This is a genomic window from Leptospira mayottensis 200901116 (assembly GCF_000306675.2).
GTDB classification, from domain to species: domain Bacteria; phylum Spirochaetota; class Leptospiria; order Leptospirales; family Leptospiraceae; genus Leptospira; species Leptospira mayottensis.
Genome location: NZ_CP024871.1, coordinates 2,316,764 through 2,337,500, shown reverse-complemented (window position 1 = coordinate 2,337,500; position 20,737 = coordinate 2,316,764). Strand labels below are relative to the sequence as shown.

General features: G+C 41.4%; 18 protein-coding genes and 2 pseudogenes (1 of these 20 only partly in view). 9 read left to right on the top strand and 11 right to left on the bottom strand.

The annotated features are described in order from the left end of the window. On the bottom strand, positions 1-224 hold the beginning of the coding sequence (gene lsa23, locus LEP1GSC190_RS10605) for a surface adhesion protein Lsa23 (protein ID WP_002747930.1). Its footprint begins 490 nt before the window's first position; only the first 224 of its 714 coding nucleotides appear in the window; the start codon lies at positions 222-224; its stop codon lies off the left edge, out of view. Between lsa23 and LEP1GSC190_RS10600 the strand changes: the two genes are divergently transcribed. After that, positions 208-2,160, top strand: a complete 1,953-nt coding sequence (locus tag LEP1GSC190_RS10600; RefSeq protein ID WP_002747909.1) for a M3 family metallopeptidase — start codon at positions 208-210, stop codon at positions 2,158-2,160. The genes lsa23 and LEP1GSC190_RS10600 overlap by 17 nt on opposite strands. Here LEP1GSC190_RS10600 and LEP1GSC190_RS10595 read toward each other — a convergent pair. Both LEP1GSC190_RS10595 and LEP1GSC190_RS10590 read right to left on the bottom strand, forming a co-directional pair. Further along, entirely contained in the window at positions 2,157-2,393 is a 237-nt protein-coding gene (locus LEP1GSC190_RS10595; RefSeq protein WP_002747816.1) for a hypothetical protein, read from the bottom strand. The two genes, LEP1GSC190_RS10600 and LEP1GSC190_RS10595, sit on opposite strands and share 4 nt — an antisense overlap. A gap of 74 nt (positions 2,394-2,467) precedes the next feature. Further along, positions 2,468-3,133, bottom strand: a complete 666-nt coding sequence (locus tag LEP1GSC190_RS10590; RefSeq protein WP_002747880.1) for a glutathione S-transferase family protein — start codon at positions 3,131-3,133, stop codon at positions 2,468-2,470. Between the two features lie 217 nt (positions 3,134-3,350). Here LEP1GSC190_RS10590 and LEP1GSC190_RS10585 point away from each other — a divergent pair, with 217 nt between their 5' ends. The 4 genes from LEP1GSC190_RS10585 (at position 3,351) to LEP1GSC190_RS10565 (ending at position 6,964) form a co-directional block, all read left to right on the top strand. Then, positions 3,351-4,136 (top strand): SDR family NAD(P)-dependent oxidoreductase, encoded by a 786-nt coding sequence (locus tag LEP1GSC190_RS10585; protein ID WP_002747853.1) that lies wholly within the window; start codon positions 3,351-3,353, stop codon positions 4,134-4,136. 6 nt (positions 4,137-4,142) lie between these two features. Next, the gene (locus LEP1GSC190_RS10580; RefSeq protein ID WP_002747750.1) at positions 4,143-5,339 is read left to right on the top strand and encodes a sterol desaturase family protein; all 1,197 of its coding nucleotides are present in this window, start codon (positions 4,143-4,145) and stop codon (positions 5,337-5,339) included. 227 nt (positions 5,340-5,566) lie between these two features. Continuing rightward, positions 5,567-5,785 carry an IS4/Tn5 family transposase DNA-binding protein gene (locus LEP1GSC190_RS21100; protein WP_202618073.1) on the top strand — a complete coding sequence of 73 codons (219 nt, stop codon included), beginning with the start codon at positions 5,567-5,569 and terminating at the stop codon, positions 5,783-5,785. Positions 5,786-6,175: 390 nt separating this feature from the next. Further along, complete coding sequence (locus LEP1GSC190_RS10565; protein WP_161970104.1) at positions 6,176-6,964, top strand: IS4 family transposase; 789 nt, start codon at positions 6,176-6,178, stop codon at positions 6,962-6,964. Positions 6,965-7,083: 119 nt separating this feature from the next. Here the strand turns inward: LEP1GSC190_RS10565 and LEP1GSC190_RS10560 are convergent, their stop codons facing one another. From LEP1GSC190_RS10560 to LEP1GSC190_RS10535, 8 genes and pseudogenes are all read right to left on the bottom strand, one after another. Then, positions 7,084-7,398 carry an LIC_10461 domain-containing protein gene (locus LEP1GSC190_RS10560; RefSeq protein ID WP_002747719.1) on the bottom strand — a complete coding sequence of 105 codons (315 nt, stop codon included), beginning with the start codon at positions 7,396-7,398 and terminating at the stop codon, positions 7,084-7,086. A 7-nt stretch (positions 7,399-7,405) separates the two neighbouring features. Beyond that, positions 7,406-7,990 (bottom strand): Bor/Iss family lipoprotein, encoded by a 585-nt coding sequence (locus tag LEP1GSC190_RS20240; protein ID WP_002747988.1) that lies wholly within the window; start codon positions 7,988-7,990, stop codon positions 7,406-7,408. After that, positions 7,980-8,528: an LIC_10463 family lipoprotein gene (locus LEP1GSC190_RS10550; RefSeq protein ID WP_237578298.1), complete on the bottom strand. Its 549-nt coding sequence runs from the start codon at positions 8,526-8,528 to the stop codon at positions 7,980-7,982. Before LEP1GSC190_RS10550 ends, LEP1GSC190_RS20240 begins: the two co-directional genes overlap by 11 nt. A gap of 20 nt (positions 8,529-8,548) precedes the next feature. After that, the gene (locus LEP1GSC190_RS21095; protein ID WP_420844252.1) at positions 8,549-11,626 is read right to left on the bottom strand and encodes an Ig-like domain-containing protein; all 3,078 of its coding nucleotides are present in this window, start codon (positions 11,624-11,626) and stop codon (positions 8,549-8,551) included. Between the two features lie 129 nt (positions 11,627-11,755). Further along, positions 11,756-11,938, bottom strand: a pseudogene (locus LEP1GSC190_RS21090) (Ig-like domain-containing protein); the annotation flags it as partial. Then, positions 11,929-13,431: an Ig-like domain-containing protein gene (locus tag LEP1GSC190_RS21085; protein ID WP_002747839.1), complete on the bottom strand. Its 1,503-nt coding sequence runs from the start codon at positions 13,429-13,431 to the stop codon at positions 11,929-11,931. The pseudogene LEP1GSC190_RS21090 and the gene LEP1GSC190_RS21085, both read right to left, overlap by 10 nt. 314 nt (positions 13,432-13,745) lie before the next feature. Further along, positions 13,746-14,180, bottom strand: a pseudogene (locus tag LEP1GSC190_RS10540) (IS110 family transposase); the annotation flags it as partial. Positions 14,181-14,328: 148 nt separating this feature from the next. Beyond that, complete coding sequence (locus tag LEP1GSC190_RS10535; RefSeq protein WP_036048247.1) at positions 14,329-15,201, bottom strand: LIC_11366 family protein; 873 nt, start codon at positions 15,199-15,201, stop codon at positions 14,329-14,331. Positions 15,202-15,264: 63 nt separating this feature from the next. Here LEP1GSC190_RS10535 and asd point away from each other — a divergent pair, with 63 nt between their 5' ends. The 4 genes from asd (at position 15,265) to fliO (ending at position 20,704) form a co-directional block, all read left to right on the top strand. Beyond that, positions 15,265-17,496 carry an archaetidylserine decarboxylase gene (asd, locus tag LEP1GSC190_RS10530; RefSeq protein WP_036035388.1) on the top strand — a complete coding sequence of 744 codons (2,232 nt, stop codon included), beginning with the start codon at positions 15,265-15,267 and terminating at the stop codon, positions 17,494-17,496. Positions 17,497-17,730: 234 nt separating this feature from the next. Continuing rightward, entirely contained in the window at positions 17,731-18,063 is a 333-nt protein-coding gene (locus tag LEP1GSC190_RS10525) for a DUF971 domain-containing protein (protein ID WP_002747969.1), read from the top strand. Between the two features lie 773 nt (positions 18,064-18,836). Further along, the gene (gene fliN / locus LEP1GSC190_RS10520) at positions 18,837-19,898 is read left to right on the top strand and encodes a flagellar motor switch protein FliN (protein ID WP_002747806.1); all 1,062 of its coding nucleotides are present in this window, start codon (positions 18,837-18,839) and stop codon (positions 19,896-19,898) included. After that, a complete protein-coding gene (gene fliO, locus LEP1GSC190_RS10515; RefSeq protein WP_036035391.1) occupies positions 19,895-20,704 on the top strand; it encodes a flagellar biosynthetic protein FliO in 810 nt (269 codons plus the stop codon). The genes fliN and fliO overlap by 4 nt, the downstream gene beginning before the upstream one ends. The last annotated feature ends 33 nt before the right edge of the window (positions 20,705-20,737 follow it).

Sequence of the window (20,737 nt, the reverse complement as noted above, 5' to 3'; positions counted from 1 at the left end):
GGAAGTTCTTTTTGTGAACATTCTAAGTTTGGAGAAAAGGTAGGAAGTTTGTTCTTTGCATAAGAACATCCGACTGAAAAGAAAACGGAAAATCCGAACCGCAAAAGTCGATTTGCAAACATAGATTCGTTTTTGCCAATTGGTAGGTTTCCGGTCAAACCTGAAAAAATGGATGAAGTTTCGAAGGGCGGAGGAAAATTGGCGGAGATGTTACCGGAATTCAAAACAGATGATCCTGAGGGAACTAAAAATTCGATCTTAAAAAAGATCAAAAAAATTAGGGAGGAACTTCCGATTCTCCTTCGAAAAAAAGAAATAACTTACGATCGCGTCATTCGTCCTTTGAATGATCTTGTGCAAGAGATGCAGATTGAGTTTACAGTTCTTGCCCATCTCAACAGCGTAAAAAATTCCGAGCAAATCCAGGCTCTTTATACTGAGGTACTTCCCGAGATCACTGCTTTTTATTCCGACTTGGGTCAGAACGAGGAATTGAATCTCGTATATCAGGAAATTTTAAAGAATGAAGATACCTTGAACGTTTCCCAAAAAAAAGTATTACAAGACGCCGTCACGCAGTTTAAGTTGAGTGGAATTGGACTTCCACCAGAAATTAAAAAAAGAATTCAGGAGATCCAGATTCGTCTTTCCGATCTGGGCAATCAGTTCTCTCAGAATTTGCTTGATGCGACTAATTCCTTCGAGCTCGTTTTGGATCGTATCGAGGATGTGGAAGGAATTCCAGAATCGGATTTGAGCGTGGCTAAAACGGAGGACGGAAAATATCGTTTCACGCTTCATATGCCGAGTTACATGGCGTATATGACTCACGGCCCGAATCGATCTATTAGAGAATCATTATATAAGGCTTATACTACGAGGGCACCTCAGAACGGAAAACTGATCGAGGACATACTCCTGTTAAGGAACGAACTTGCAAAACTGCTTGGTTATCGCGATTACGTGGAGCTTTCTTTGGCGACCAAGGTGGCCGATTCCGGAAAGACGGTTTTGAAATTTTTGAGGGATCTTGCAAAACAGGTGAAGTCGATCGCGGAAAGGGAATTTGCCGATCTTTCGAATTTTGCAAAGACCTTGGGGATAGATTTTCTTCAGGCTTACGATACTGCATTTGTGAGTGAGAAATTGATGAAATCCAGATTCGATTTCGACGAAGAGGAAACTCGTCCTTATTTTGAGAAAGAAAGTGTAGTTTTCGGGACATTCCAATTTTTGAATAAACTTTTCGGGTTGGAATTTCGTAAAATGTCCGCTCGGGTTTGGGAGGAAAAAGTTCAGGTATACGACCTTTATCGATCAGGGAAACTACTCTCCCGGTTGTACTTGGATTTGGAATCTCGCAAAGACAAACAAGGCGGGGCTTGGATGCACAATTGGCATTCTAGAAATCGAATCGTAAATGAGGAAATTCTTCCGACGGCGTTCGTCGTTTGTAACTTTCCGGTTTCTACGAAAGATTCTCCTTCTCTTTTAAAACACAGTGACGTGGTCACTTTCTTTCACGAGATGGGGCACGCGTTACATCATCTTTGTACGAAAATCGAAGAACCTCCGGTCAGTGGAATCAACGGTGTTGAGTGGGATGCGGTGGAATTTCCTTCCCAGTTTTTGGAGAACTTTGCGACTGAAGCGGGAGTTCTAAAGATATTCGGAAGACATCATAAAACCGGAGAAACGATTCCGGATTCTATGATCGTAAAACTTAAGGAGACTAAAAACTTCCTTTCCGCAATGGGGATTGTAAGACAACTCGAATTTTCTCTTTTCGATATTCTCATTCACGAAAAAAATTATACGGAAGAAGAGGTACATTCCATTCTTCAGAATGTTCGCAAAGAAGTTGCAGTAGTGATTCCACCTGAATACAATCGTTTTCAAAACGGATTTTCCCATATCTTCTCCGGAGGTTATGCCGCGGGATATTATAGTTATAAATGGGCCGAAGTGATGAGTGCGGACGCCTTTTTCGCGTTTGTCGACAAAGGGATTTTTGATCCGGAACTTTGTGACGCATATTTTACGGAAATCTTGGAAAAGGGAGGAAGCGAAAACGCGATGATTCTTTTCAAACGACTTTTAGGACGAGATCCGGAAGTCGAATCTCTTCTCAAACTTTACGAATTAAAAGAAAACTATTAGGAAAGGCTTTTCCTGAAATTTTGGAGGAGAGTTTCCTTTCCTGCTAGGAGAAGTTCGACCTGATCTTGGTCGATGTTATAAACGACATTACTACGAAGTGCGTCTTTGAATTCATTCTGGTCGATCTGTTTTTGATCGTAGTTTTCCTTTAGGAAATTATACCAACCTGCCAAAAGAACTTTGAGATGAGAAAGTTCTCGGATCGGGATCGAAATTACTTTTTCTGGTTCCATAGAAACCACAGTAGGCTATTTTGCGTACTAAGAGAGTCAAATCAATTTTAAAGAATTGCTTAGAATTTCGATGTTTATTCTATTCTCGCTTTGGCTCTTGCAATGATTTTTTTAAAAGTCTGTTTTTCCTTCTCCACAAGTGCGGGACCCTCTTTTGTTTTCATAAATGTAAGGTATCCTTTCCAATCGTTTAACAAATCTAAGGGATGATTGTTCGGGTAAAAAGAGCGTAATTCTTCGTCGATCATGGAGAGGTTTGCAAAAGCAGAGCAGTCCGCCATCGTAAAAACGTTCCCTGCGATATAAGGAGAAAATCGAACCAACCTTTGGAGCGCTTTTACTCCTTTGACCAGAATCGGATGAACTTCTTCGATCAATTCGGGAGAAACAGCTTTTCCTTTCATGCTCAGAAGATAGATTCTTCTCGCGGGAATGTCCAGATAGATTTCTATCATCGTCGTAATTTCTCTGACTCTGGCGGCTTCCCAGGGATCTTCGGGGATTAGTTTTGGTGTTTGGGGAAAAATCGTATCTAAGAATTCTAAAATAACTCCGGACTCGGATATGAATTTTCCGTCTAGTTCCAGAGCCGGAACTTTTCCCATCGGGCTGATCTTTAAAAATTCTTCGTCTTGAGAAGGAGAGACCCTGATTTGTTCGTATTCTAATCCTTTTTCCAAAAGCCCCAGCTTTACTTTGTTTACATAGTTACTGATGTTTGAGCCGTACAGTTTGATCATGGGAAGGAAAAATAAGAATTAATATTTATTGGCAAACACTTTTTCCGGGGAATTTGGCGGTTTGTCTTAAAGCTCAAATGAATGTGGATTTGTGTGATTGGAAAGTTTTTTAAATTCTTAACAAACTAACGCCGAATTGGCGTCTTTAATTCTTTCTAAAAAAAGTCTTTCTCTCTTTTTTCCTGCGATTAATTTCGACCGCAAGAGGAACCTATAAATGACAAAAACGGCAATCATTACGGGTGGTACAGTCGGAATCGGCTATGAACTCAGTAAGCTTATCGCGGCAGATGGTTACGATCTGATTCTTGTAGCAAGAAACGAAAAAACTTTAAAGAAAGTAAAGAAGGAAATCGAATCGTCAGCTAAAGTAAAGGTGGATATTCTTTCCGTTGATCTTGCAGATCCGAAGGCTTCCAAAAAGATTTTTGACTTCGCGAAAAAATCAAAAGCGGTTGTAGAAATTCTTGTGAACAATGCGGGTTTTGGAACGAACGGGAGATTCGATCGAATGGATTTGCGGAAAGAACTTCAGATGATCCAAGTGAATGTGGCTTCTTTGGTTGAGTTGACGCATTTTTTCTTACAAGGTATGGTGGAACGTAAAAATGGGAAAATATTGAATGTGGCGTCCACTGCGGCGTTTCAACCTGGGCCAAACATGGCAAATTATTATGCGACGAAAGCCTATGTACTGTCTTTTTCGGAAGCAGTCTACGAAGACGTTTATAAGGATGGAGTAACGATAACCGCTCTTTGTCCTGGACCTACGAAAACCGAATTTTTCGAGAGAGCGGAAATAACCAAGTCGAAATTTTTGAACAACCCAATTGCTCCGCTTATGAGCGCTAAAGATGTCGCTGAAATCGGATACGACGCTCTGAAAAAAGGAAAACCGGTCGTTATCTCCGGAACTTTAAACAAAATACTCGCTCAAAGTGTAAGAATTACACCCCGGTTCATTATACGTAAGATTGCGAAATTTTTGAATAAAAACAATTGAATAAAGATGCAAGGATCAATTATAGATTTAGCGGTTCCCTTTTTTCTGATTTTGATCGGATTGGAGGTTTTTTATTCCCGGATAGTCGGAAAGAAAGTATATCGCTGGAATGATACGGTTGCCGATTTAAGCACCGGCATTTTATTTTCTTTGACGGGCATTCTTGTAACAGTCGTTTCACTTTGGATTTATGAGAAATTTAGAATATTTTGTTCTTTGCAAGTTCTGTTCGGGATTCCGGAGATCCCCTTGGGGTCTCCGTTTTTTCTGGAGAATGGAAATATTCAAATCCGATTTCGGAATTTGACTGGCTGGATTTTCGTATTTTTAATGGTGGATTTCGTTTACTATTGGTTTCACAGGGCTACACATGAAATTAACTTTCTCTGGGCTTGTCACGTAACGCATCATTCTAGTGAAGAATTTAATCTTGCCGTCGCTTTGCGGCAGTCTAGTTTTCAGAGGGTTTTCGAATATATCTTTAATCTTTCGATTGCATTTTGTGGAGTTCCTTGGCAGGCATTTTTATTGGCTCACGGGATTTTAAAGATCTACCAATTTTGGGTGCATACGAGGTTGATCGGGAAGCTCGGATTTTTGGAGGAAATTTTGGTTACTCCGGCACATCATCGGGTGCATCATGGAAGGGATCCCAAATACATCGATAAGAATCACGGAGGAATTTTGATTTTTTGGGATCGAATTTTTGGTTCTTTTGCGAGAGAGGAAGAAGAACCGATATATGGGCTTACAAAGCCGGTGACTACATTCGATCCTGTGTACACGAACTTTCACGTTTATGAAGAGATTTTTTCTTTGGTGCAAAAGACGAAGAGCTTCAAAGAGAAAATTCTCGTTCTTCTCAAACCACCCGGATGGAGACCGACGAGTCTTGGGCCTTCCATTCTCCCTCAAGAAATCGATCGAAGCCGGTATGAAAAATTCGATCCGGTTGTATCCGAGCAAAAGACCGTTTTAGGAGTTTTGGAATTTCTTTTTTGGACCGTTCTTTCCTTGCTGTTACTGAAATTTTTCAAATCCGGGAATTTGGCTCTCTGGAAAATTTTTCCCGTAATCGTATATATCTTTTACGGATTCAAACATACTGGGTTTGTGTTAGACGGAGGTCCCAGAGGAAAATTTCGAATCGTTTTTCTACTTTTTGGAGGAATTGTTCTTTCCTGGATTTTGTTTTTTTTCTGAACTTAAGAGCACGTCTCAAAACTTGAAAATGTTAGGTAGGAATTCCACGAGAGTTTAACAACAATAAAATGTATTTCATTGCTTACAATTACCTACAATTAAGAATTTCTTGTACCGAATAAAGACCGAATCTAAAATGCCTTTTGATGATATGAAGAGGTTTTAGGATGGTATGAAGGAAAGGAAAACTTGGATAGAAGAAGAATGTCCGGATGTGATTTTTGGAGATGTCTCGGCTTCATAAAAAATTTTATAAATTTCTTGAAAACTCGTCAGAAGGAATTGGTGGTAGCATACCGTTTGTAAGTCAGGATTGGTCGAATACCAAGGCCGCCTACCGTTTTCTCTCTAACGATCGTGCAAGTGAAAAGGAAATATTACTGATCTCTATAAAAATAAGTACCATAAATTTTTATTACAAAGCCTGTTTTAATGCAAAACATTAGATACTCTGTTATATGATTTTGAATAGGAGGTCATTTTCAATCAACACAAGAAAGATTGCAATTTCGAGGACGGTCCATTTTTAATTTTGCATGATACAACTTAATTTTCGTTTAAGCGAAAAGAAGCAACAGCGGTAGGATTCACTCGACTTACCATTGCAGGAAAATATACAGACGGACGCTTGAGGTATTACACAGCAAGTGGCATTCTAATGCATTCAAGTTTAGTAATTACAACGGAAGGACTTCCGCTTGGATTAGCCTCAATTAAATTCTGGAATAGGAAAAAGTTTAAAGGTTGTAACGCATTAAAGAAGAAAACTAATCCTACAAGAATACCGATCGAAGAAAAGGAAAGCTTTCGTTGGTTAGAAAATCTCAAACAATCTAGTGCTGGCCCATCCTGAAAATTGTGTGCACATAGGAGATCGAGAAAGCGATATTTATGAGCTATTTTGCTTAGCAGACCAGTTGGGAACGAATTTTCTCATAAGATCTTGTGTCGATCGTCTTGCAATAGAAGGGGATCATACGATTCATGATGTAATGAAAAATTCCCACGTAAAAGGAACACATCGAATTAAAGTCAGGGATGAAAAAGGAAACCTATCAGAAGTTTCAATCAAAGTTAAGTATCGCCATATACGTATCCTTCCTCCGATTAGTAAAAAGAAAAAATATCCCGAATTAAACCTTACCGTTATTCATGCGCAAGAAAAAGGGACCCCTAAAGACCGCAAAAGGATTGATTGGAAACTGATAACTAATTTGTCAGTTAAGACTAATTCGGATGCGATTCAAAAGCTACAATGGTATGCTTTGCGTTGGAAGATTGAAGTCTTTTATAAAATTTTAAAGTCCGGTTGCAAAGTGGAAGAATCAAAACTTAGAACGGCGGAAAGATTGGTAAATCTGATTTCAATCTATTGCATTTTATCTTGGCGAATATTCTGGATGACCATGATCAATCGTTCAACAAACAATGCTCCTCCAGATATTGGATTGACTCAAACAGAGATTCATGTATTGGACGAGCTCATTAAAGATAAAAGTTGCGATCGTAAACAAAATAAAATGCTCACAAACTATATTACTAAAATTGCAAGACTTGATGGATATCTGGCTCGGTCTTCTGATCCTCCTCCGGGTAATATGGTTATTTGGAGAGGATTTTCTTGACTAACTGATATTACATTGGGATTTAGCATTGGGAAAGATAATTGTGGGTAATTGTAAGGTTTATTAGGTGGTTACTAATAAATTCCAAGAATTATGAAATTTTATAAAAACTCTAGAATTTATTTTAAACAGTAGATTTGAATTGTTCTTCTGGTATAGATCCCTCCGATGGTCCAATGAATCACATTATCCAGAACTCCTCGGCGAATTTTTAATTCTGGTCTCCCATTTGTGCAAGAGATGAGAGGTGGATCAAAGGAGGGAATCAGACCAGCAATCCAATTTCCCTGCTTATATTCTTGATCGGGATTGGATTCTTCGATAGGAGAAGAAAAATGGGTTTTTCTAGGCGTTACTTGCAAAGTAGTTTGGTAACAAGTTACAAAAATCCAGGTAAAAGAAAAGATCGAAATATATTTCAAATTTCTAAACATGATTTCCTCAAGAAGAATGGCAAGTTAAGACCAGCGTTCTGGGAGAAAAAAAACCAAGCGTTAGCTGCTCATATAAACCGTTCCAAAAAGATGTAAATTGATACGCTTCGTAAACTCCATGCGGACAATAGGTGGTTCCGTCGATCGCATAGTTGGAAGGTTTTAACCCCCAAAAATAAAAGTTCTGTGAAATAGTAAATGTTTGCTTTGGTGTGGATTCCATTTTGATTCGTGCTTCTAACGCAATTTTACATTCTTTTTTTTGATTGGAAAGTTTACAGGGCTCTGGAGTTTCCTGAGGAAATCTTACTCGTGCATGTTGGCAGTTCCAAAATACAGTTAATAAAAACATAACTATAATAAGTTTTCCATTTTTCTTAAGTGCTTTTTGCAAAAGACAGCCGCTCCCGGTATTTTCCGATAGATACCGTTTTATTTTTGAAAAGACAGTATATACGAAAAAAATAATATTCTTAACTTGAATTTTCGAAACGATCTGGAATTGAAGAATGGCTTCGGAATACGATTTTGAACCGATCGAAAGTCGATTGATTTGATTCTTAATTGTTTGAAATCCCTTTTTAAAGTTCAAGATCTGCGTAACCCTTTCCATAGATCCCCGAAAATAAATTGTAATCGGAAGCATGGGGCGAACTCTCGCTTTCGCGAGGCGAATTTTGTGTAAATACGGAAAGAACATACTTTCCCTTTTCTAAAGACGGAATTTCCAACCGACAAGAGACTGTGTTTTCCGAAACGGAAGATATGCATTCCGTGGTGGAATGAATCAGAAAATTCTTCTTTGTAAGTAGAATTTTCAAATTGGAATCCGTAGAATCGATTTGAAACACTCCTTGCACGTTTTCGGACTGTTTCAGAATAAAATAATATTCTTTCGATTTTCCATTCCATTGTCCGTGTTCCACGGATTGAAAACGAACCATTCCATTTTTATTGTTTGGGATGAATGAAAGTTTCCGAGGAACGACTTCTTCCTTACATCCAATCGAAACTCCGCATAAAATCCAAAGGCAGATTTGAAATATGGAAATCGAACCGTATACTTTTTCAAGACATATCCGTACTGCTTTTTTAGTTTTGGAAGAAGCAGTACGGATGATTGGATTCATTGTTTTTAAACAATCCATCGTCAGTTGTTTTGCTGTCTGAAAATTCGCATCGGAATTCCACCCTTGCCGGCACTTACATAAATGTATTTGGTTCCATTGGTTGTGTTGGCAGAAGTTCCGGAAAAGATCTGGGTATTATTGGCAGCGTCTCCGAGACCGCTTCCTCCGATCTGTTCCCAGTCGGAAGTATTTGCACCCGGATTGGTGACACCCGCTTTGGTTCTCCAGATCTGAACTCCAGCTGTATTGTCAAAACCCATATAGAGATGGCTTCCATTGGTTACGAGCATCGTCATACTGTGATTGTTCGTATTGCCGAAGTTTGTGAGACCGGTACCATTGTCTCCGACAACGGACCATTCGTCCGCTTCACAGGTTGTAGAATTCAAGGCATCGGCCCCGCCATTGGTCGGATCGCATTTCCAGAGTTGAAGTTTGCGATTATTGAATGTTCCATTCGTGCAACCTGCTATGTTGGCTACGGAAGCTTTAAATCCAAGCGCAGCTTCTGCAGTATTACAAAGCGTTCTTGTCACATAAAGATTTCCGTTAAACTCAGCAAATTGAGCAAATGCTCTATCCGCAGGAATCAAATCATAAGTTTTGGTCAATTCGAGAGAAAAATACGAAGTTCCGTTATGCCACTTCGCGTTCGTTCTCGGTCCAATCTCCGTCCAATCGGCACAATTATTGGCGCCTGCACAGGCTTTAGGATTTCCGTTGTTGGAGCGGATGATCGTTCCGTTATGCCCTACAGCATTATTTCCTCCGTTGGCCGCATAAATTCGTCCATTGAATGGGAATATAGAATCCACTCCGACAAGTCGAGCCCAGTTCGGACTGTTGTTATCTCCAGCGGCAGTTCCCCCTCCAAAATGAGGCATCCAGCTGATACTAAAGTAAGCACCATTTGTATTCGTACTGGCTGCGCAAGGGGAACCTACAGTGCAATGACCACCTTCAGGAACACCATCTGCGGTGTTGAAGGAAATTTTTCCGAAGTCCGGAGCATTGAATGAAGCCGCCGCACTTTTCTTTGCAAATCCACCATAGATCCGATCGTTTAAGATGGATAATGCGGAAGCCCCCATAGCTTGACCTCCGGTAATCCCTCCAGTATCAATCGATTTAAAATCCAAACCGGCATCGGTATCGGAAGTATAATAAATGAAGTTGAAGTTTGTAAGAGATCTTGCTCCTGCAATCAGAAGGTGCGGAATTCCTCCTAACGTGCCTGCAGTGAAAACGCCTCTACCGTCCTCGTTGTCCGGACCACAACCAGTGGCCTGATCCGCATTGTTAGTTGTACACGTTGTATGTCCGATGGTCACGTGTCTTGGTACGGGAATCCCTCCGTCCCGAGAATTTGCAGTGTTATTAAAGCCTCCTGGAAAGGAAAACGATACAGATTCCGGAGCGGTGCCGTCAAAATTAAATCGAACCGCTTGATTTCCTCCTCCGTTAGGACCGATGTAGATCTTGTTATTGTAATTGGTGATATATCCAAAGCTGGAAGTATCGCCAAACGGATCTACTGCGATCGGACCATCTACAAAATTAACTGGAGCGGTTCCACATCCGATAAAGCTAGTTCTATCTTTAGGCGAAGTCTGAAGATCCTCATCTGCATTTTGGTTTTGAAGCGCACCCCAGGCCAGATTGTCAAAACCGTCTCCGTCCTTCTTATTCGCCACAAGGATCGTGTATTGTCCGCCGAACTGATCCAAAGAATGCGTTAGGCATACCTTGGTTGGATCGGCTGGAGCGCCGTTGCATACGGTTCCGTCCAATATTTTAGCGTTCGTAATATTTCCAATGGCAGAAACGCCGGTGATTTTGTATCGTTTGGCGCACTCTGCAGCAGAGGTGCATTCTGCTCCGCCTACTGCCGTTCCTGGAAGAAGCGATTTGGAAAATGCAACCGTCACTTCTTTCAAGCCGCTGCATGTTGCGGAAGATACTTTGATCTTTTCCTGTCCGATAAAGTCCGCGCTATTCGGACAACCGAAAGCATTGGGTGTAGTTGCAAGATCTTTAATGCCTGTTTTATTCACAAGCAGTGAGTAGGGAGCTCCCGATACTTGATCGTTACTGAGAGTGATCGTATAGATACTTCCGGAACCTGCGATGCTGCTAATATTAAATGTTCCAGTTTGAGTATTGTTCGTAAAGTCTGCGTTATCGGGGCAGAGAGCGGTAGAATTCAAAGTCGCCGAATTCGCAATCTTATAGTTTGCGACATTTGTCGCCTGAGCTACGTTGACTGGTTCCGAAAATATGACACGTATGGTTCTTGCCGCCAGAGATATCACCGAAAGAACGGTCGGAGGCGTCAAATCGATCGTATTGACCGTAAGAGTAGTACTGCCAACGATACTATTCAAAGTCGCTTGAATCGAAGGGGTTCCTGCAGTCACACCAGTTGCGAGCCCTTCCGAACCTGCCGCATTGGAAACGGTTGCGGAAGCGTTCGAGCTACTCCAAGTTACTGCTGTCGTTAAGTCCTGAGTGGAAGCGTCCGTATACGTTCCAGTCGCAAAGAATTGTTTCGTAGTGGTAGAATCAATCGTAGGATTCGTTGGAGAAACAGAGATAGAGACCAGACTCGCCGCGGTGACGCTCAACGCAGAAGTTCCTGAAATGGATCCGTCCGTGGCGGTAATTGTAGTAGCGCCTACATTGCCTGTGGTAGCTAATCCTTGCGAACCGGCTGCGTTGGAAATCGTAGCAAATCCAGTTGCAGACGACGACCAAGTAACTGAATCCGTAACGATCTGAGTGGATCCGTCGGAGTAAGTTCCTGTTGCGGTAAATTGTTGTGTTAAACCTTTTGGAACCGAAGGATTTGCCGGGGAAACGGAAATCGAAACGAGACTCGCAGAAGTGACCGTAAAGGTAGACGCGTTGCTCGTAATACCGCCAAAAACGGCTTGAATGTTGATAGTCCCGACTTCCAAAGCATTCGCTTTTCCTTGAGTTCCCGCCGCATTACTAATGCTGGCAACAAACGAATCGGAGGAGTTCCAAGTTACGGTATTCGTCAGATTCGAAGTGGAACCATCCGAATACGTTCCAGTTGCAGTAAATTGTTGTGTCAAACCTTTCCCTTTGGAAGGCGTTCCGGGAGTAACCGCAATTGAAACCAAAACGGCCGGAGTGACCGTAAGTGTCGAAGTGGGGCTTACGATTGAATTGTAGCTCGCAGTAATGTTTGTCGTTCCAGTTGCAAGAGAAGTAGCAAGTCCTTCGCTGCCGGCCGCATTGGAGATGAGAGCAATACCTCCAAAAGAAGATGCCCAGGTTGCTACTAAGGATAAATCCTGTGTGGAATTATCCGAATACGTTCCAGTTGCAGTAAATTGTTTCGTAAATCCGTTGGCTACAGAAGGATTCGTAGGAGTTACCTGAATAGAATTAAGACCGCCGCAGTGATTGTAAGGGTTGTGGTTCCGAAAATTCCACTGGAATGTGTAGCCTTAATCGTAGAAGTGCCGGTTGCAATGGTATTTGCCATCCCCTCGTTTCCGCCACTGTTGGAAATGATTGCCTTAGAAACCAAAGAAGAAGACCAAACCACAGCAGCAGTAAGATCTTGGGTAGAGCTATCGGAATACGTTCCAGTTGCAGTAAACTGTTGAGTCAGACCTTTCGGCACCGAAGGATTTGCAGGTGTAACGGAAATAGAAACGAGAGTCGCGTTGGTGACAGTCATATTCGTAAAGCCTGAAATTCCACCCACATCCGCCGTAATCGTAACTGCTCCCAGAGTCAGCGCCGTAGAATTCCCTTCTCCCCCAACCGCGTTTGAAATTGAAACCGTCCCATTGTTGGAAGAAGTCCAATTGACCTGAGAAGTAATATCTAATGTAGAATGGTCCGTAAACGTGCCGGTAGCGGTAAACTGTTGTGTCAAACCTTTTGCTATGGAAGGATTGGAAGGAGTAACGGAAATAGAAACCAACTCAGCTGGAGTGACTGTAAGTATTTGAGTATTACTCGTAATTGCACCGTTCGAAGCGGATATTGTGGAAGTTCCCGTGGTTAAAGAAGATGCAAGGCCGGAAACGCTGAGAGTAGCAACGGAAGTATTGGAAGAGTTCCAAACAACTTGTGTGCTAATATCCAGCGTAGAATTATCCGAATAGATTCCAGTTGCAGTAAATTGTTTGTTTCCACCGATAGGAACTCCAGGATTTACGGGAGTAATTTGAATCGATACCAGAGATACTGCAGCGGTAGTTACAACTAAGGATACACTTTTCCCCCCGAAAGAACCAGTGAGAGTAGTCGTAGAACTATAACTTATTCCTGTAAGACTTTTGCCATCGGGTGCAAAAGCTGCTGCTACAGGATTGGAAGAAGTTAACATAGCACCGGGATTCAAAGTCAGATCTTGAGTAGTATGATCCGAAAAAATTCCAATCAAGGAATATCCCCTTGTAAAGCCTACGGGCAAAGCTCCAGAACTTGCGGCAACAAGTTGAAGAGATACCAACGCTGCATTCGTTACTTGCACGGAAGTAGAAGCTTCTTGTCCTTGATATTTTGCAGTGATATTCGAAGTTCCCACTTCGATTCCGGTTCCAACTGAGGACTGACAATCCAAAATTGAAGAGTTTAAAGAAAGGATAGTGGATGAAGAAGTAATATCCGAATGAGTTCCGTCCTCAAAAATTGCGGTTACCTGAATTTGAGTACTCGTGCCTTTTGCGATGGAAGATTCGGTTGTTGTAATTTCAATCCGTTTTAGCGAACTTTGTGAAGATCCAAACGGCAGAAGAAGGCGAGAACTTCCTTTTTTTTTATTAACGGCCAGCCCTGTAGCTCCCGTAAGCATAGGCCAAACCATACAGCCTTGCAGAAACAAAAATAAAAAAGTCAGGATTAAAAAACTTTTCTTCATAACAACAACCTTCCATTTTTTTTACTCACTTTTTATGAGTTTCATCAAAAAACAATCTGAGTAATTTCAAGATTCAATGGTTTGATATACGTAAGAGAATATAAGAAATCGAATTAACAATCCTACCACATGATAACTTGACTCATAATGATATATAACTTAACGAAAAAAGTGCTTACGGAAATTGGATCCATGATAGGCCTTTCTGGTTATTATGTTTTCGGTTTGCTCATTTATCCTTGTTACTTTTGCTTAATTCATAAGTCATTTACACAAGCGCGCTTGACACCCTCTTTTAGGGTTTTGGACAAACTCTTTATACCTTTTCTCAAGAGAAACTTCATCAACCTCTGACGATTCCTTCCCAAATCCAAACGAAGACTGTCACAGATCTCAAGTAATCTCTTATCGCTTTCGTTTTCTTCACTCGGAACATGAATCGATTCCAATATTCCACTTCGCAATAATCTCGCTATTTTGCCTCGGTATCCTTCCAGGCACTACGATTGTGCAATTCACTCTTAAAGACTTTAAATATCTGTAAAGTGGATAACCGATGACCCCTGCTTCGTAACAACAATGGATTTCATTCCCTTCCGATTTTAACTTTTGGATGAATTTTTTGATCTGAGTTTCTTCGTGTTTGATTTTCTGTCCTTCACCAAAGCCTTCATATTGCTCGTTAAACATGCTATTTGGATCGTTTCTTTGTGGACGAATCTCCGTTGAAAAGAGAAATTTTCTACAATTGTCGGTAAGACGCAGGCGTCACTCGCTTCTATAAAATAAAGATTGAATATTCAAAAAATAAAAAACTAAGAACTTGTCCCAAAACAAGAAGATTGCGCATCAAAGTTTTAAACAACGTAAAAGATCGTGGAGACTTTGGGACAAACCCTAAAATTTTTGAACGATTCCGAAGAACAATGTAGTTGTCAAAACTTGAAATTCTAATTTGCGAGAGAATTGGCGGGTCACTAACATCGCGGTTTGGTTTGTGGATTCGGTAAGAAGGGTCACATTTCCGTTTTCGCTCAGATAAAAACTCGCAGATTCCCCGTTAAAGGTTCCGGATAAGGAAGGAATGTTGATCCAGGAAAGCGCAACTCCCAGTTGAAGGTTTGTGGATTCGGCGATCTTTCTGCTGACGGCTCCTTCCAAACGGAATTCGATTCCAGTTCCGGTCAAAGAACCTTCTTGGCGAAAGGTTTCTTTTACCGAAGTTGCGTACCCTTTGGAATCCCAATATACTTGAGACATTCCGATTCCAAAACCACTTTGAAAGATCCAGCGTTTATAATTCCATTCGTGCCAATACATTAGAAGAAAGTAAGGATTCGAAAGTTTAAAACTTAAATCCGTGTAAAAAGGTTCCGAAGAAAATTGTTTCAATCCAAACTTTTGCCATTCTCTGTAACCGCCGATGAGTCCGGCCCAACTTTCGGAAGAGATCTTTTTACGAAGGAATAATTCTCCCTGAGCAATACGGTTCGGAGGGTCGAGTACGGTTTTGGAAGCGACTCTAGGATCGTAGGTGTCGGTAAAACCTCTCAAGAAAGAATTGAGTCTATCTTCTCCTTTATATCCGATTCCTGCTCTAAGCCCAAATTCCCAGTAATGTTCCTCTAGGCTTGGTAGTTCCAACGCGGGTTTGGTAGAATGAGCTTTTGTTTTGGGAAATTCGCTTTCCGCCTTTAAAATGGATTCGGGAAAGAGGAAAAAAAATAAGACACTCAAGAAGATCCCGAAAATTTTGCTGGTAGCCCTCATAATTACAGAATTTATAGCAAGGGCTTCTATACAAAGCGGATTTTCTTCCTATCGGGTAGGATCATGTTGCAATTTCATTTTTTTCAGTTTTTCGATTGGGACTTAGTCAGATTCTTTTTTTACTTCTTGAGCTTTATCGGGATCTTCCTAACGTTCAGACTTCGCTTCCCACAACTCCGGTTTTTCTTTCTCGCCGTAAAAATTTTCTCGGGCAATATGGATCATAAGGGTTCCCGCGGAAGGTTGGTTCACTCACAAGCGTTTTTTTCCGGAACTGCGTCTTCCCTCGTTCCGGGCTCGGTGATCGGCTCGGCTTTGGCTTTGATGATCGGGGGGCCGGGAGTTTTATTTTGGATTTGGATTTCTTCCTTTTTCATCATGCCTCTTCGATTTGTCTCTTCCACACTCGCAATTCGTTTTAGAACCAAAGCCGCATCCGGAAGATATCTTTCCGGTCCGATGTATTTCATTGAAAGAGCGCTGAAAGCGAAATGGCTCGCGATGAGTTTTGCGACCGTAGGGCTTTTGACGGTACTCGTGATGGGCGGAGCGGTACCGATGTTATATGTGACTCATATCACAAATCGAGCTTTTGAGATAACTGGAATGACGGTTCCCTTTTTGTTATCCGTGATTCTCGTATTTATCGTGTTAGGTGGGGTGAGAAGAGTCGGAAAAGTTTCGGCGTATCTGGCTCCGATTGGGATTCTTTTGTTTTTTTTCGGATGTTTCTTTTTGTTTCAAAATTCCCTGATGGACTTTAAGTATTTTCTCCGTTTGTCGTTTCAAGAAGCGTTTCAACCTGCGGCTGCGGTTACGGGAGGAAGTTTTGTTCTAGCTAGAATTTTTGGTATGGCTTCTGGAATGTTCTTCGTTTCCACGGAAACCGGGATCGGCAAAAGCGCCGGATTATCCGGAGTCGTAAGAACGGATTATCCAGCAAAACAAGGTCTCGTGAGTATGCTTGCTACTTTTTTCGAAGGTTTCATCATTTCCACACTCGTGATCTACGTGCTTTCTTCTTATGGTGCGTTTAAGATGGAAGAGCAAGTTGTATTCTTAAACGCTTTGTTTCAAGGACATATCAGCCCCGTAAAACTCGCCTTTTTCGGTTCTTTTTTGCTATTCGGGGTCCTTTCGATCACTGGTTGGTTTTACACGGGAGAGCAGAATGCACTCTATATGTTCGGGGAAAGGTTTGCGAACTTTTTTAGAATGCTCTTTCTGGTTACGATTCTTTCAGCCGCTTATCTCTATGTGAAGAATGGAGACCGAATTCTTTTCGAAGTTTTCAGTTTGGGGTATTCTCTCTCGATCATTACCGCCGTTCCGGTTTTAATTTCTTTGGTTTTGCTTGAAAAAATTGCGAGAATGGAGTTGAGACGATTCTTAGCGGAAAGCGGAGCGAGATATGAAGTTTTAAAGGATTTTTATCTTCTAATATTGTCCATCGTTCCTAAAAATTTACTTTCTCTCTTATTTGGACTTCTTGCTTCTTTCAGGCTTCCGCGTTTTCTTTTGATCCCGATTCTGAAGGCATTTGCAAGAGCGTATAAAATCAACGTTGATGAGGCGGAATTCGAAATCCAGGAATATAATTCTCTCAACGCATTTTTCACGAGAGCCTTAAAAGCAGGAGCTAGAATTATAGATTCCGCAGACAATGAAATGGTATCTCCAGTGGATGCAAGAATTACCGGTTATGGGGATATCAATCAAAGGATTATCATTCAAGCTAAGGGAGTTGATTATAATCTAAAGGAGCTTTTAGGGGGAGGCGGGTCAAAGTATATAGACGATTTTACGAACGGAAAATACATCACGTTTTATCTTTCACCCCAGGACTATCATAGGATTCATTCTCCAGCGTATGGAAAAATTTTGGGTTATTACTACGAACCCGGAAAATTATTTCCGGTAAACGAGCTGGCGGTTTTTGGCATTCGAGGGCTTTTTCCGAAGAACGAAAGATTGATCACCTATCTACAGACCGAGTATGGAAAGGTAGCTGTCATCAAGGTGGGAGCTTCGAATGTAGGAAGAATTCGAGTGACTTACGACAATAAGATCGTGACGAACAGTCTCATTCGAACTGCGAGAACCGTAGAATATAAGGAAGTTTCGATCATGATTGGCAAGGGAGCTGAACTAGGACGGTTTGAGATGGGATCAACGGTGATTCTTCTTATGGAAAAAGATACTTTTCAGTTCGATGCACTAACCGTGAATGAGAAAATTACTTATGGAACCACGATCGGAAGATTTGGAGAGAAAAAATGTAAACTTCCTAAGTAGTTAGGAGTTATTTCAAAAACTTTCCATTCACCTTTGAAAGATCGTCGTCTGTAAATCAAGAAAAGATTTAGGATAATAGGTTGTAAGGATTTGTGAATCTGAAGTTAGGATTTTATTTTTGGAAAACAATCTGATACTGAAATAATATAAGAACGATTAGAAAATGCCAAATGCGATTTTGAAATTACTCGTATGAACCATTTCGATGGAAACGCGTAATTATGGATAAAAATGATGCAGCTGAGTTTAAAAGCGACTACGCCCGATCAGATTGATTTTGATGAAAACTATCTGAAGATTACTTGGAAAGACGGAGTGACTTCGGTCTTTGATTTGTTGGATCTTAGAAAACGTTGTCCTTGTGTCGTTTGTAAAGGAGGACACGGAGGAAAAATAGGAACTACTACCGGGGCGATCCAGTCAATTCGGCTTTATTCCGTTAACAAAGTCGGAAGATACGCGATCAATCCAATCTGGAGCGACAATCATCAAACGGGAATTTATTCTTATGATTCTTTGAGAATGTTTGCGGATGGTTTGGGAGGGGAGCTTGTGAAGGAGGATTGATAGATTCATTCACTCGAATTTTGAATGAAAAAAATCGACTTGAATGACTTAGTTGTTCGACTTTTCCTACAAAAACGTTCATTTTTTCCCAGCATAAACCGTAGGGCATTATCAAGTTTGTGCTTGGGAAACGAGCGGTGTTTGACAAAAGACTCGCTCGGACTTCAATAATTTTGGAGAAAGTTATGAGTAGTCTCGACTCGGATCGATTAAGTATCGGTCAATTTCTTGGGGTTCGTATATAATCTGCAGAATTTCAAGAACTGTAATTCCTACATTTTAAACTGGAGATGAAAGCCTGAATCAGAATCGAAGCTTGTGGATAAAGCTCCGTAATCGACATGTAAGGCTTTGGTCAGAATAGTCTTGTTCGAAGTTCAAGTGGCGCGGGGCGGGGATGCCGCGAGTCTGCTCGGTCCGCAAAAGCATTTTAAGCTGCGACTAGAGATAAAATTTATGGAAACTCACTTAAGTGCCCGTCTCAAAACTTCAAAATGTAGGAATTACTACAATCTTAAACGACAGGAAAAACCGCCAATGTGAGTAATCTGTAGGAACTCCCACGTTTTGTAGAAACTTGCTGGATCGTTTAGAGATATTTTTTTAAGGTTTTTAAGAGGTTCTAAGTCGAAGATAAGGGCTCGGTTTGTTTTTTTGAAAAAAGGTTGTTTTCGCCCGAAAATTAGATGGAATCAGGCTGGGAAGAAAAAAAGGGGTGACAAAAATCCTTTTCTTATGTCCCATAAACTAAAATTCCCGGGAGAGTTCCCAAAATGGGTGAAGGTTCCCTTTCACAGGAAGAGATTGACGCATTACTCGCCGGAGCAAGTGATTCATTTGATTCGGGTGCGGTGGCATCTAGTGCTACACAAAAAGAAGTTCCAGGAATGTCTCCTGTGGATCGGGATATCCTGTCGGATCTTCTTTCTTCCTGTTTTCAAGTCGCTGGGAATACATTAGGTGCCGTTCTTTCTCGCTCTTCTGCGTTTTTAAACCCGAATGTGGAAACCAAGTCTCGAAAGGATGTGGAATCCGAACTTAAATCGGGATCTTTTCTTTTATATTCGACTCTGTCTGGAAGTGTAAACGGGAGAATCGTTCTTACGATGTCTGCGGAAAATGCGGTGAAAATCGCAAATTCTATGATGGGGGGTTTTGAATCGGGAGAACTGGACGAAGCCCAAATACAGACACTTCGAGATTCTCTTACTCCTGTAATGGGAGCCTTAATTTCTCAAATCAGCACGAAAACCGGAGGCGGGGTAAATGGCTCTCCTTCTGAAACTAGAAATGTAACTTCTCCTGCCGCACTGGTTTTACCGGACGGAGAAACTATGGTGCGTGTCTTTTTTAACCTTACCATCGAAAGTATTCCTTCCTTTCGAGTTCAATTCTTACTCTCTCTATCCACTGCCTCGGATTTGTTGAATCTTTATCGCCGTTCTGGGAGTGTCGGCGGAGATATGGGCAATATGGGAATGGGCGGGATGGGAATGGGAGTTTCTCCAGGTTCCATGTCGGTTAAGTCGGTTGCGTTTCCAAATTTAGGAGCTGCAAGCGGTGCATCCAACACTCCGAACTTAAATCTTCTCATGGACGTTCAGATGAGCGTAACAGTGGAGTTAGGAAGAACCAAGATGTATATCAAAGATATCTTAGGTTTGGGTGAGGGTTCCATCATCGAGTTGGATAAACTCGCGGGTGAACCTGTCGATCTTTTGGTAAACGGAAAACTGATCGCAAAAGGAGAAGTTGTTGTTATCGACGAAAACTTTGGAGTGCGCGTAACGGATATCGTAAGTCCTACCGATCGGATCAAGCCGGAGGGCAAGTGAGCTTCTTAGGCATTTTTCAAATGGATGGAAGGAAAGTCTTTCCCATTTTTTCGGTTTTAATTATATTCAATTTTACTGTTGTTTCTTTGGCTGCTCAATCCGAAAGGGAGCTTATGGACGAGGCTCTTAAAAAAGAGTTGGGTCGTTCTTCTACCAAAGATGAAAATAAGAATTTAGAAACAAATTCCGACGTAAAAAAAACCGACTCTTCCAAAGCGGAAGCTCCTTCTGCCGGAGTAAAATCTTCTCCAAATAATTCTGCTGAAACGGAGACAAATCCGGTCGCGGAACGTTATAAAACTCAAGACGAAGGACCCGGAATCGCCGGGACTTTGTTCCGAGTTGTTTTTATTCTTGGGTTGCTTTGTGTAGCACTTTATTATATTCTAAAATATGTATCCAAAAATCGAGAAGGTCGCCTCCCAGTCCGGGGTGAGATGACCCTCCTTTCGAGTATGATGCTCGGACCGAACAAACAAATTCAGATCGTGGACGTTTCCGGAAAGTTATTGGTCCTCGGAGTTGCGGACAACGGAGTCAACTTGATTACGGAGATTACAGATATCGAAGTCAAACATAGGATTTTGCAAAAGAAAGAAAACTTTCAGCCTCCTGAGGGAGGTTTTTTAGTTACGGTTCTCGAACAGATCAAGGATTTGAATTCTCGGGTTTCCGTTTCCGGAGAGGAATCGAACGAAAAGATGAAAGCCGCCCGGGAAGAGAAACGAAAGCAGGCCCGTAAGAAATTGGATGAACTCAAAGAGAAAACAAGCTCGCTTGAAAGCGGGCTTTTCGATTTGAAATGACTTGAAAGAGTCGGGAATTTAGGAAAAGATTCT

What these genes read in the sequence shown, in the direction of transcription:
- LEP1GSC190_RS10560 (WP_002747719.1), bottom strand. Translation starts at nt 7,398, where the DNA reads ATGTTTAGAAATTTGAAATATATTTCGATCTTTTCTTTTACCTGGATT.
- LEP1GSC190_RS10580 (WP_002747750.1), top strand. Translation starts at nt 4,143, where the DNA reads ATGCAAGGATCAATTATAGATTTAGCGGTTCCCTTTTTTCTGATTTTG.
- LEP1GSC190_RS21100 (WP_202618073.1), top strand. Translation starts at nt 5,567, where the DNA reads ATGTCTCGGCTTCATAAAAAATTTTATAAATTTCTTGAAAACTCGTCA.
- LEP1GSC190_RS21085 (WP_002747839.1), bottom strand. Translation starts at nt 13,431, where the DNA reads ATGAAGAAAAGTTTTTTAATCCTGACTTTTTTATTTTTGTTTCTGCAA.
- LEP1GSC190_RS10525 (WP_002747969.1), top strand. Translation starts at nt 17,731, where the DNA reads ATGCAGCTGAGTTTAAAAGCGACTACGCCCGATCAGATTGATTTTGAT.
- LEP1GSC190_RS10595 (WP_002747816.1), bottom strand. Translation starts at nt 2,393, where the DNA reads ATGGAACCAGAAAAAGTAATTTCGATCCCGATCCGAGAACTTTCTCAT.
- asd (WP_036035388.1), top strand. Translation starts at nt 15,265, where the DNA reads ATGTTGCAATTTCATTTTTTTCAGTTTTTCGATTGGGACTTAGTCAGA.
- LEP1GSC190_RS10590 (WP_002747880.1), bottom strand. Translation starts at nt 3,133, where the DNA reads ATGATCAAACTGTACGGCTCAAACATCAGTAACTATGTAAACAAAGTA.
- LEP1GSC190_RS10600 (WP_002747909.1), top strand. Translation starts at nt 208, where the DNA reads ATGTTACCGGAATTCAAAACAGATGATCCTGAGGGAACTAAAAATTCG.
- fliN (WP_002747806.1), top strand. Translation starts at nt 18,837, where the DNA reads ATGGGTGAAGGTTCCCTTTCACAGGAAGAGATTGACGCATTACTCGCC.
- LEP1GSC190_RS10535 (WP_036048247.1), bottom strand. Translation starts at nt 15,201, where the DNA reads ATGAGGGCTACCAGCAAAATTTTCGGGATCTTCTTGAGTGTCTTATTT.
- LEP1GSC190_RS10585 (WP_002747853.1), top strand. Translation starts at nt 3,351, where the DNA reads ATGACAAAAACGGCAATCATTACGGGTGGTACAGTCGGAATCGGCTAT.
- LEP1GSC190_RS10550 (WP_237578298.1), bottom strand. Translation starts at nt 8,528, where the DNA reads ATGAATCCAATCATCCGTACTGCTTCTTCCAAAACTAAAAAAGCAGTA.